Below are 11,982 nucleotides of genomic sequence, written 5' to 3' on the forward strand. Positions count from 1 at the left end.
CGCGACAATCAACGCTGCAATAATCACAGCAACAGGCAAGGATTCAGGCGATGAAAGTAGCGATCTACGGCGCCGGCTCGATCGGCGGCTGGATGGGAGTGAAGCTCGCGCAGGCGGGCCATCGGGTCAGCGTGGTCGCGCGCGGCGCGACGCTCGACGCGGTGCGCCAGCATGGTCTGCGGCTGATCGAAGGCGGCGTGATCTACGCCGAGCAGGTGAAGGCGAGCGACAAGCCGGCCGATCTCGGCGTGCAGGAACTCGTCGTGATCGCGGTGAAGGGCCCGGCGATGGCGACCGTGGCCGCGCATATCAAACCGCTGCTCGGCCCCGAGACGATCGTGCTGACGGCGATGAACGGCGTGCCGTGGTGGTTCTGCGACGGCCTGGGCGGCGAACTCGCCGGCCAGCGCCTGAAGACGATCGATCCCGACGGCGCGATCACCGCCGCGATCCCGGCCGCGCAGACGGTCGGCTGCGTCGTGCATGCCAGTTGCCTGATCGACGCGCCCGGCGTGGTCCGGCATCACCAGGGCAACGGGCTGATCGTCGGCGAGGCGTCGGGCAAGCCGAGCGAGCGTGTCGAGCTGCTCGCCGCGCTGTTGCAGGCGGCGGGCTTCCATGCAACGGCTTCGGCGCAGATCCAGCGCGACGTGTGGTTCAAGCTGTGGGGCAACATGACGATGAACCCGGTCAGCGCGATCACCGGCGCAACGACCGACCGGATCCTCGGCGACGAACTCGTGCGCGGTTTCGTCACGCACATCATGCTGGAGGCGAAGGAAATCGGCGCGCGCTTCGGCATCCCGATCGACCAGGCGCCCGACGACCGTCACGCGGTCACGCTGAAACTCGGCGCGATGAAGACATCGATGTTGCAGGACGTGCAGGCCGGCAAGGCGGTCGAACTCGATGCGCTGGTCGGCGCGGTGCGCGAACTCGGGCAACTGACGCGCGTGCCGACGCCCTATACGGATGCGTTGCTCGGACTCGCGCGGCTGCATGCGAGTACGTTGGGCTTGTATCCGAGGCAGTGAGGTCGGTCTGCCAGCGCCCGTTTTGTTGTGATGGCTGTAATTCCCTCGCACTGCTGCGGCATTGCCGTTACCGCCTCTAGCGAACCGCCTCCAGGGAGGCGGTTTCTTTTACCCGCGCCAGGCCGTGGCGGCAGCCGGCAGCTTCGCCGCTTCGATCAACGACAACGCGCGCCGCGAGTCGTCGAGTTCGGTCAGGCACAAGAGCGCGAGACGCGCGAGATACAGCGACGCCTGCGCCTCGCCTTCGTGGGTCAGCGTCTTGCACAGCGTCGTATAGACGAGGTCGAGATCGGAATCGGTCATGATGTCGAAGGTCCTTGCGCGTTAGTTCTGCTGTGTCAGCGTGGCATCGAGCGCGCGCAGAACGGCCGCCGCGCTGCCGTTGCGCCAGCGCGCGAGCACGTGGCCGTCGGGGCGGATCAGATAGACGGTGCCGGGCTGTGCGTCGAGCATGTCGTGCAGGCGGCCGGTTGGGTCGATCGCTCGCGGGCTGTTTGCCGATTGCGCTTCGGCCGTGACGATATCGATCAGGTTGAACGGAACGCCTTGGCTGGCTAGCGTGCTTTGCAGTTGCTGCCACGCGTCACCATCGTTCGCGAGGTCTGCGTCGAAGCGCAGCGCTGTGAAGCACGGTCCGAGCAGATCGGTTAGATGAATGCCGAGCCGTGCGCCATCTTGCGATTGTTTGAGCAGCCTGCCCTCGGGCAGCACGGTACCCGGCGCGGGGCCGCGATCGAACGCATCGGCTCCGTCGCCTGCGAAGTTCAGCGGCGATTGCCGATACGCGATTGCATGCGTCTGGCGCGGATTGATCAGCGGCCGCACCGCCGCATGCCGCTCGGCGAGCCCGAGCACGGCCGTGCGCAGCAAGTCGAACGCGAAGGTCGGCGGCGCCATGAACTCGGTACTTTTCATGCCGTAGCTCAGGTTCTCGCGCGCCGCGTACACACGTTCGTCGCTATAGCTATCGAGCAGCGCTGGCGACGCGCTCCCATTGATCACGCAGCCGAGCTTCCAGCCGAGATTGTCGGCGTCGTCGATGCCGGAGTTCGCGCCGCGCACGCCGAAGATCGGCACCAGATGCGCGGCGTCGCCCGCGAATAGCACGCTGCCATGCCGATAGCGTTCGAGCGTCAGCGCATTGGCCTTGTAGATCGTGATCCAGATCGGCGACCAGGCGCCGGCTTCGCCCATCGAGTCGAGCAAGTTTTGCACGCGCGGTATCACGTTCTCGGGCAGCACGGCGGCGTCGGGGTCTTCGTCGTCGCGTAACTGATAGTCGATGCGCCACACGTTGTCAGGCTGCTTGTGCACGAGCACCGTCGAGCCCGGATTCGACGGCGGATCGAAGTACGCGAGCCGTTCGGTCGCGCGCGTGCTGTCGAGTTCGATATCGACGATCACGTAGCGGCCTTCGTAGGTCGTGCCTGTGAGCTTCAGCCCGAGCAGGTCGCGGATCGTGCTGCGTCCGCCGTCGCAGGCGACGACCCACGCAGCGTCCATCTGCCAGCTTTTGCCTTGCGGATCGGCAGGATCGGCGCTGCGCAAGGTCAAGCTCGCGCCGCCCTGCGGCCGTTGCTCGAGGCCCGTCACACGCGTTTGCCAGCGCACGTCGATCAGATCGGCGTGCCGTTCGATCTCGTCGAGCAGCAACTGCTCGATCTGATACTGCGCGATATTGATCATCGGCGGCAGCGACTGCTCGTCGTCCTGATGCATCGCGAAGCGGAACACCTCGGTGTCGCGATAGAAACTGCGCCCGCCGGTCCACGCCAGCCCCTTTTGCAGAAAACCGTCGACGACGCCGAGCCGCTTGAAGATTTCGAGGCTGCGTCGCGAGATGCAGATCGCGCGGCTGCCGGTGCACACGCTGTCGTCGGCCTCGATCAGCACCGAGCGCACGCCCTGGCGCGCGAGCGCGAGCGCGAGCGTCATGCCGACCGGACCGCCGCCGACGATCGCGACGGCGCGTGCTTGTGGATCGCGTCCGTCGATGAGCGGCGGCACCACGGCCGGATAGCGGCGCGGGGCGAACGGATAGGGCTTGAACGGGCGGGTCATGCGTGTCTCCAGTTTGCTTGCGTTATCGGTGCAGTATGCGTCAGGGTTCGCGCGCGGCTGTCCTCATTTTGGGTACAGCGCCGCGCGCGAGCGTGAGGAGTGGTAGAGACCTGGACCTTCGCCGCTCGTTAGCCGTCCAGACAGGCGCGCAAGCTCCGCGCGAGGTGGCCCGCTTCACCTGCATTGGCGATGTTTGCGAAGCCCATCACAACGCCACGCGGCGTGCTACGCGTGCGACGATTCGCGTACCAGACCGAGAGCGGCAGAACGGCGAGCCCCGCTTCGCGGGCGCGCGCCGCAACCGCGACGTCGTCGACAGGGCCATCAGGGCCCTCGACGAACTGTGCCGCGAACTGGATTCCCCCTGGCGGCAGTTCGACGATCAGCCGTTCGCCGAACGCCTGCTCCAACGCGCGCACGATCAGCACGCGCCGCTCGGCGTATAACGCACGCATGCGCTTCAGATGTCGCGCAAAATGCCCCCGCTCGATGAAGTCGGCCAAAGCGGCCTGCAACACGGTTGGCGATCCGGCGTTCATGCTGCGCGCCACCCGCCCGACGCGCTCGACGGCCCGCTCCGGCACCACCGCATACGCGAGCCGCAAGCCGGGAAACATCACCTTGCTGAATGTGCCGCAGTAGATCACGTGATCGCGACGATCGAGGCTCTTCAATGCCGGCAATGGCCGGCCCAGATAGCGGAACTCGCTGTCGTAATCGTCTTCGACGATCCAGCTGGACGCTTGCTCTGCCCAGCCCAGCAACGCCATGCGTCGGGGGAGCGATAACGTGTGCCCGAGCGGGCTCTGGTGCGACGGCGTGACCAGCGCGAAGCGCGCCTGCGCGTCCAGCCGTATGCCGTGTTCGACGTCGATCCCTTCTTCGTCCACCGGCACTGCGACGAGCTGCACGCCGGTTTCGGCGAGAAAACCGCGCGCGAGCAGATAGCCCGGATCTTCGTACCACACGCTGTCGTTCGGGCGGGCGAGACTGCGCAACACGAGCTCGAGCGTCGCACGGTAGCCGCCCGTCACGAACACCTGGTCCGGCAGGCAGGTCACCCCGCGCGACAGCCCAAGATACGTGGCGATGTGTTCGCGAAGCGGCCGGTAGCCGGCAGGATCCGGGTACGCGAGCATCGCGCGCTCGCCGCTGCGCGCGCGATGCGAAACGAGACGATTCCAAACCTTGAGCGGAAATGCGTCAAGCGCGGGCAGCCCGGGTTGCAACGGCCGGGGCTCGCCGCTCATGGCGGCGGCAATGGCAAGCTGGCGCGGCGCCGGTCGAGCGCCGTGCGATTCGCCTGGCGTCTGAGCTGCGGCAGCCGCTTTAACGCTCTGCGTGCCGTTCGAACTCTTTGTGCTTTGCGTACGCGAGCGCGTCACTGAAGCGGGCAGCGAGGGCGACACGAACGTGCCAGCCGCACCGCGCATCTGGAGGTAGCCTTCGTCGACGAGGACCGTATATGCCAGTTCAACCGTGCCGCGCGCCGTGTTCAGTTGCGTAGCGAGGCTGCGCAGCGCGGGCACGCGATCGCCTGGACGCAGATGCCCTGCGGCGATCGCGGTTCTGAAGCGCGCGCAGATCTGCAGGTAGATCGGCAACTGGAGCTGCCGATCGATATCGACGGTGAATGCGGTAGGCGATACGGTCATCACGGTCTTGCCGGCAAGCAGACCGGAATCAGGATGTCCTGGTCCGATCGACAATTCTTGGCACTTTTCGATAGTTCATGATCTTCTCACAATAGCCTCACACGATGCGACGGCGGCGAGTTCTTTCCCGCGATGCAACGGCTGCCAGCCGCCTGCCCGTGTCAACTGACTCTCATCTGGAGAATGTGCCATGAAGATCGTCGTAATCGGTGGTTCCGGCCTGATCGGCTCGCGCCTCGTCACGCTGCTCGGCGAGGCGGGTCATGAGGCCCTTGCTGCGTCGCCGCGTACCGGTGTGAACGCCGTGACGGGGGATGGTCTGAGCAACGCGCTAGCGGGCGCGGACGTCGTAGTGGATGTGGCGAACGCCCCTTCCTGGGAGCCTCAGGCGGTGCTCGACTTTTTCCGCACCTCGACGCGCAACCTCGGCAAAGCCGAAGTGGCTGCAGGGGTACGCCATCACGTCGCGCTTTCCATCGTCGGCTGCGACCGCACGCCGGAAAATGCGTATTTCGTTGCCAAGGTCGCGCAGGAAGAGGCGATTGAAGCGGCGGGCGTGCCCTATACGATCGTGCGCGCGACCCAGTTCATGGAATTCATCGGCGCGATTGCTGATTCCGGCGCAGAAGGCGGGACGGTGCGCGTTGGGGACGGACTGTTCCAGCCGATAGCCGCGGACGACGTCGCAGCGATCCTCGCGCAGGTCGCTCTCGCCACGCCACTGAACGGCACAGTCGATATCGCGGGCCCGGACCGTGAACCGTTTGCCGCCATCATCAGACGTTATCTGAAGTCCGTCAGCGACCCGCGCCCTGTTGTGACGGATCAGGGTGCGCGCTATTACGGCGGCCGCGTCGAGGAACAGTCACTCGTACCGCTCGGCGAGGCGCGAATCGGCCGCGTGAGCCTGGACCAGTGGCTGGCGCAAACTGCAAACTGAAAAGGGGTGATTTCAGGTCGATGCGAAAGCAGAATCAGCATGTCTGCGAATATGTTCGAGAACCGGTATGAAGTGAAGACGCGGTCCCTAACTGATGTTTGTTCGAGCTTCCGCGGTGCCAGTGCAGCATCCGGGCCGACGAGCTTCCACCTCGGTTGGAAAAACGCGGCTTCCCAACCGGTGGACGATCCGGCATCGACGTTTATGCCGCTCGCTTCGCGAATACATCCTTGAACACGGGCATTGCCGAAAAGACGTTCGGCCAGCCTGCGTAAAAGGCGAGCTGCGTCAGCATTTCGGACGCCTCGTCCTTCGTCAGACCGTTGTCCATGGCACGGCCGAGGTGATACGGAATCTGCGCGACCTGACCGCTGGCAACCAGGGCGCTCACCGTGACCAGGCTCCGGTCGCGTGGAGCGAGTCCTGGACGCAGCCAAAGGTCGCGGAAAAGCACATCGGTCGTGTACTGAACAACGCCGGGAGCGACCGACCCGAAGCTTTGCTCGACCGCCTGCGCACGCTGTTGCTCTGCGACTTCGTTCAGTGGTAGCGGCTCGACATCGGTCCGAGGGACCTGATCGATACCGATGCCACGTTCATCGAAGATACGCTTCGTGACGACAGCCGCCGCGGTCGCATTTCCCCAGCCGGAATAGAAGGCGAGGTGCGTGATCATTTCCGAAATCTCGGCAGGCTTCACACCGCTATCCAGCGCTAACCGGAGATAGAAAGGCATCTCGATGGTCTGGTTGCGGGCGATGAGCACCGACAGCGTCACGATGCTCCGGTCTCGCGGTGACAGTCGCGGCCTCTTCCAGAGGCCGCCGAGCACGGTCTGGCTCGTATAACGCGCGAATGCCGGAGAAACGGGAGTGAGATCAACTTGTGACAATGGATCTTGCATGTTTCCAGTCCTTTCCATTGAGGTACAGGCAGCGAAGAACCGCATTACACCTGCTCGCCGCTGCCGAGGTACTGCTCATCCGTGACCTTCTCCAGCCATTCGACGTTCTTGCCGTCGAGCGCTTCCTGAATGGCGATATGTGTCATCGCGGTCGTCGAAGTTGCGCCATGCCAATGCGTGTGGCCAGGCGGGCACCAGATCACGTCACCAGCCCGGATTTCGACGCGCGGCTCGCCTTCGCACTGGGTCCAGCCACAGCCGGCCGTAACGATCAAAGTCTGGCCGAGCGGGTGGGTATGCCAGTTAGTCCGCGCTCCCGGCTCAAAAGTGACGCTCGCGCACGAAACGCGTGCCGGCGGAGGCGGAGCGTTCAGCGGGTCGAGCCGCACCGTGCCCGTCAACCATTCTTCAGGGCCTTTCTTCGAGGGCTGGGAGCCCGCGCGTTTCAATTCCATGACTGTTCCTCGTCGGTATCGTCGGGGCGATATGCCACTGCTGTTAATCTAACTCCTGGCAATTGATGCGACTAGATCGCAATATCGGGATGCCCTTATGCTGTGGAGCATTAATTGAAAGAGGATTTCAACGATCTGGTCGGCTTCATGAACGTCGCGCGTGAGCGCAACTTCACACGGGCGGCCGCGCAACTGGGAGTCTCGCAGTCGGCCTTGAGCCGGACGGTTGCCGGCCTTGAAAAGCGGATGGGCCTTCAGTTACTGATGCGCACTACCCGGAGTGTCTCGTTGACGGAGGCAGGCGAACGGCTACTGGCGGCGATTGCACCGCGTTTTCAGGAAATCGAAGCGGAGGTCGATTCTTTGCGCGCGATGACGAGCCGCCCAGGCGGAACTGTCCGGATCACGACCACCGACTACGCGGCAAACTCGTACGTTTGGCCGCGTCTGCAACCGTTGCTGCGCCAGTATCCGGACCTGAAGATTGAATTGCTCAATGACTACGGGTTAGCCGACATCGTCGCGGATCGGTACGACATCGGCGTGCGGCTAGGCGACCAGGTGGCCAAAGACATGATCGCGGTGCGAATCGCGCCTGACATGACGATGGCAATCGCGGGCTCTCCAGGCTACCTGCAATCGACCGCACCGGCGAAGACGCCGCAGGATCTAACGCTGCACAACTGCATCAATCTCCGATTGCCAACGCGAGATTCACTGCTGCCGTGGGAGCTACGGAAGGGGCGGCGAGAACTGCAGGTGCGGGTCGAAGGGCAGCTCACCTTCAATAGTGTCTACCAGATGATGGACGCAGCGCTTGGCGGGTTTGGGCTCGCGTACGTGCCAAAAGACCTGGCTGAGGCGCATGTCCGGGCCGGGCGCTTGAATTGGGTGCTGGAAGACTGGTTTCCCACGTTCGTCGGACATCACGTCTATTATCCAAGTCGCCGCAAATCATCCCGGGCAGTCGAGCTTGTGGTGGACGCATTGAAGAGCGGTTATCAGCGTCGAGGGCAGTGACCGGCAAATGGCGATCACGACGCAGATTTTCACCACTGCGGTCACGGCGTCAGCCCACCCAGCCTCAGCCGGCGCTGGCCGTCTGCGACGGCTGCCGCGTGGGCTGCCCAGCCGTCGCCGCGTGACATGCCTCGATCATCGCGCGGAACGTCGGCGACGCATGCAGTTCCCCGCCCGCATCGAGTTCGACGCTGCCGTCCGGCGCGTCGCCGACGCCGACCACCAGCGTCGCGCGTGGCCGCCATTCGCGCGTGCGCCGCAGCATGTTGCGCAGGTACAGCGGCGACTCGGGCGCGTCGAGCGACACGATGCAGATGATCGACGTGTCCTTGAAGCTCGGCTCGTCGGCGCGTGCGCTGCGATAGCCCGAGTGCGTCGCCATCAGCGGCGCGAAGCCCTGGCGGTTCAGCAGTTGCACGGCGATCGCGGTCGTCACTTCGTCGAACGCGCCGCGGCCGGGCACGCACAACACCGCGGCCTTGCCCGCTCCGTCCGGCGGTTGCGAGCGCGTGAGCAGATCGCTGCGGTATCGCTGCGTGGCACCCGCGCCGGGCGACGCCAGATCCGGCGTCCCGGCAAGCAGCGCGTTACCGGCGTCCGCCGGTTCGGCGGGCGACAGCGAATCGCGCAGCCCTTCGGCGATATCGAGGTTCTCGACGATATCGACGAGCGCGTCGTTGATCCGCTGCAACTGGTCGGGCATCAGCACGCCGCGCTGCGCGTCGTTGCGCGCGAGCCGCAGGCCTTCGAGCGCGACCTTGTCGTAGTAGTCGATCAGCGACATCTCGCGCAGCAGCCGTTCGGCCTGCACGATCGCCTCGTGCGGATCGTCGGCGAGCAGGCGCTGATAGAAGTTCTGCGCGGGCGTCAGCGCGGGCTGATCGCCGAGCAGCACGGTCAGGAAATTCAGCCGGTCCGCGTAGCGCCCGAGCGTGACGACGCACAGCGTGAGCGGCGTCGACAGCACGAGGCCGATCGGCCCCCACAGCCAGCTCCAGAAAATCGCCGCGACCACCACCGCGAGGGGCGACAGGCCCGAGCGATGACCGTACAGCAGCGGCTCGGCGATCTGCCCGGCGACCACGTCGACGACGATGAACAGGATCAGCGTGAGGACCGCCATCGTCCATTGCGGCTGGATCGCGGCCGCGAGAAAGAATGCGAGGATCGCCGCGATCCAGATGCCGATGTACGGCACAAAGCGCAGCAGCGCGGCGATCACGCCGAACAGCAGCGCCCCCGGTACGCCGATGATCGCGAGCCCGATCGCGATGATGCCGCCCGCGCTCAGATTCACGCCGAGCTGCGCGACGAAATAGCGTGACAGGCGCCCGGCGGCGTCGTTGATCGCGGTAGTCGTGCGGTGCAGGTCGCGCGAACCGAACAGGCTGATCAGACGGTCGCGCAAATCCTCGCGCTGCAACAGGATGAAGATGGTCACGACGAGGACGATGAAGGTCGTCTCGATCGGCGCGATGGCCGGCGTCAGCGCGCGCTGCGCGAGTTGCACCGGCGTCGGCGCGGGCTCGTGCACCTCGACCTGTTGCGGCACCTGCGGCGCGTTGCGCGCGGCCCGGCCGGTCGGGCGCGGCGGCGCGGGGCGCGATGGCGCCACGCGCTGCAGCGCGCTGGCAGCGCTGCTCATCAGGGCGTCGGCGCGGCCCACGGTCTTTTCCTGCACGGTTTCGATCTTCTGCTCGATCGCTTCCTGGTACTGCGGCAGCGCGTCCGCGAGCTGCACGAGCTGCGCGCCGATCAGCGCGCCGATCGCGAGCAGCGAGGCGAGAGCGAACAGCACCGCGATGAAGATCGACGGCAACTGGCCCATGTGCAGACGCCGCAGCATCTGCACGAGCGGCGCGAGCAGGAAGCTCAGCAGCACCGATAACGTGATCGGAATCAGTACCTCCCGCCCGAAGTACAGCCCGCACACGACCACCACGCCGGTGATCAGCGACACGAGGCCATGCAGGCCCGGCGTGCCCGGCGGGTAAACGCGGTTGGGCCGCCCCTGCGGTGGCGGTAGCGATATTTTCATGTAAGCAGAATTCCGGTTGGGACGCGTTGACGACCGAGCGGAGCACTGGTCCTCAGCAAGACAGATGCCCGAATTGTAGGTGGTTTGGTGGGGTGGGGGTGCTTTGCCACGTCGCGGCGACCGGTAAGAGGCCGATTCAGATCGGCGGCCGCGCATCGTCTGGTTCCAGGAGGGCTGGTACGACGTACGCCGCCTGCACAGTCGGATTGGCTACCGTTTGCCGCTCGAACTCGAGAACGCCGACACCCAACGGCGAGACCGTGAGCGAAGGGCGACGCATGCCAGGGTCACCAAAGGCAACATGGCGTCAGCGGCTGTCGAACTCATCGACACATTCCGACATGCGACACGATGAACGCGTGCGCCGGTCACGCATCATGCGTCGCGGGCTAGATTGAATGAGCACTGCAACTACGCACAGCACAATGGTCAGAAGGCTGGAGCGGTTTTTTATTGCGTAGGCGATCGGGTCGTCGTGCATCTCACCGCGAAATGCAACCATCCAGACGCGGCTGATCCAGTACAGGAGCAGGCAAAACAGTATCCACAGCCGATGGGGATGGCTGTACAGCACCGTCACGTCGGTGGATTTCATGTAAAGCGCAAGGACTAGCACTGCAACATAGCCCGAGGCCGATCCGAATGAGCGAAGAATGTTCATGTCAGCAGTCAGATAGCCCCGGCCCGCTGCGGAGCCCTTGCCCTCTCGCTGCATCTTGTCGAGCTCTGTATAACGCTTCACCAGGGCGAGACTGAGGAAAATCATGACCGAAAACATGATCAACCAGTCGGAGAGTACGACATCAACGGCAGCTCCTCCAGCCACGATACGGGTGGTGTACAGTGCAGCCAGCACGAACACGTCTACCAGCATGACCCGCTTGAGGCGGAATGAATACGCGAGCGTCATCGCCACATAGCCGACCAGCACGAGTTGAAACGCTACCGGCAACAGGACGGCAAGGGCTGCCGATGCCAGCATCAGAACGAACATCAGAAAGATGCCCGCGGCAAGCGGCAGTTCACCGGATGCGAAGGGGCGCTCGCGCTTTCGGCTATGACGCCGGTCTGCGTCGAGGTCGAGCATGTCATTTAGCAGGTACACGGACGACGCACAGAAAGAGAAAGAAACAAAGGCTATTGCGTCAGCGCTCAGTGCCTCGACATTGGCAAACCGGTGCGAGGCGAGAAGCGGCACGAAGATAAGGAGATTCTTCACCCATTGATAGACGCGCATCTCTTTGATGACGAGCCAAAGGAGCGGTCTTTTGCTATCAAACACGACCGTTGCGTGATTGACTTTGGAGGCCGCAGCCTGGATGATTTTTCCTCCAACGACGATTGCCTTGCGGGCCTGCTTCCACACGGGCACGTCAGCGCGGGAATCGCCGCAATAGTCGAAACCCTGTACGCCGAACTCGGCCGTCAAGGCGCCGGCTTTGCTAGCGCCTGATAGATTTCGCAGCTCGTTGCTCGCCATCACGCCTTTGAAGAAGCCGAAATGCGAAGCGATCTGCTCTGCAAAGCGTTGATCGCCTGCCGTGCACAGGTAAAGGTCGCGACCGCTCGATCGCTCACGCTTCAGGAAATCAATCAGGCGAATCGCATGAGATCGCTATCAAGAGACAGATAGGTCCGGTGCGCTCACTTTATTGATAACCGAGCCTCTAGTTGTGTAGAGCGCGCATTGGCGGGAAGCTGCTGAACAGCATCCGAGCGGTCAGGAAACGGGTTCAGCAGACCTTCCGTACTATTCTGTCTCGGTTTGTTGCGATATGAGGCGAAGCTCAGAGAATGCATACCCGACGAACGGTGGTCCCTCGTCGAACCGTTGCTACCCGTGGGGGCGCTCGCAACAGCTTCCAAGCCGACAGA

10 protein-coding genes are annotated in these 11,982 nt (G+C 64.1%); 3 read left to right on the plus strand and 7 right to left on the minus strand.

Translation table 11 applies throughout. The features are described from left to right. Positions 1 to 50 precede the first annotated feature (50 nt). Positions 51 to 1,034 carry a 2-dehydropantoate 2-reductase gene (locus tag OKW26_RS11575; protein WP_184060025.1) on the plus strand — a complete coding sequence of 328 codons (984 nt, stop codon included), beginning with the start codon at positions 51 to 53 and terminating at the stop codon, positions 1,032 to 1,034. Between the two features lie 108 nt (positions 1,035 to 1,142). Here the strand turns inward: OKW26_RS11575 and OKW26_RS11580 are convergent, their stop codons facing one another. From OKW26_RS11580 to OKW26_RS11590, 3 genes are all read right to left on the minus strand, one after another. After that, on the minus strand, positions 1,143 to 1,337 hold the full coding sequence (locus tag OKW26_RS11580) for a hypothetical protein (RefSeq protein ID WP_429353681.1): 195 nt from the start codon (positions 1,335 to 1,337) through the stop codon (positions 1,143 to 1,145). Between the two features lie 21 nt (positions 1,338 to 1,358). Further along, entirely contained in the window at positions 1,359 to 3,095 is a 1,737-nt protein-coding gene (locus tag OKW26_RS11585; RefSeq protein ID WP_429353682.1) for an FAD-dependent oxidoreductase, read from the minus strand. Between the two features lie 128 nt (positions 3,096 to 3,223). After that, a complete protein-coding gene (locus OKW26_RS11590; RefSeq protein ID WP_429353683.1) occupies positions 3,224 to 4,750 on the minus strand; it encodes a PLP-dependent aminotransferase family protein in 1,527 nt (508 codons plus the stop codon). Between the two features lie 190 nt (positions 4,751 to 4,940). On the opposite strand from OKW26_RS11590, the gene OKW26_RS11595 reads away from it, so the two are divergent. Further along, positions 4,941 to 5,690: an SDR family oxidoreductase gene (locus tag OKW26_RS11595; protein WP_429353684.1), complete on the plus strand. Its 750-nt coding sequence runs from the start codon at positions 4,941 to 4,943 to the stop codon at positions 5,688 to 5,690. A 202-nt stretch (positions 5,691 to 5,892) separates the two neighbouring features. On the opposite strand, the gene OKW26_RS11600 is transcribed toward OKW26_RS11595, so the two are convergent. After that, on the minus strand, positions 5,893 to 6,594 hold the full coding sequence (locus OKW26_RS11600) for a carboxymuconolactone decarboxylase family protein (RefSeq protein WP_429353685.1): 702 nt from the start codon (positions 6,592 to 6,594) through the stop codon (positions 5,893 to 5,895). A 44-nt stretch (positions 6,595 to 6,638) separates the two neighbouring features. Next, positions 6,639 to 7,049 carry a (R)-mandelonitrile lyase gene (locus tag OKW26_RS11605; RefSeq protein WP_184060038.1) on the minus strand — a complete coding sequence of 137 codons (411 nt, stop codon included), beginning with the start codon at positions 7,047 to 7,049 and terminating at the stop codon, positions 6,639 to 6,641. 114 nt (positions 7,050 to 7,163) lie between these two features. On the opposite strand from OKW26_RS11605, the gene OKW26_RS11610 reads away from it, so the two are divergent. Further along, complete coding sequence (locus tag OKW26_RS11610; protein WP_429353686.1) at positions 7,164 to 8,069, plus strand: LysR family transcriptional regulator; 906 nt, start codon at positions 7,164 to 7,166, stop codon at positions 8,067 to 8,069. Positions 8,070 to 8,133: 64 nt separating this feature from the next. Here OKW26_RS11610 and OKW26_RS11615 read toward each other — a convergent pair whose 3' ends face one another. Next, a complete protein-coding gene (locus tag OKW26_RS11615) occupies positions 8,134 to 10,107 on the minus strand; it encodes an AI-2E family transporter (protein WP_429353687.1) in 1,974 nt (657 codons plus the stop codon). A 307-nt stretch (positions 10,108 to 10,414) separates the two neighbouring features. Beyond that, positions 10,415 to 11,710, minus strand: a complete 1,296-nt coding sequence (locus tag OKW26_RS11620) for a UbiA family prenyltransferase (protein WP_429354222.1) — start codon at positions 11,708 to 11,710, stop codon at positions 10,415 to 10,417. Positions 11,711 to 11,982 lie beyond the last annotated feature (272 nt).

Source organism: Paraburkholderia sp. 32 (assembly GCF_050435345.1).
Taxonomy (GTDB): domain Bacteria; phylum Pseudomonadota; class Gammaproteobacteria; order Burkholderiales; family Burkholderiaceae; genus Paraburkholderia; species Paraburkholderia tuberum.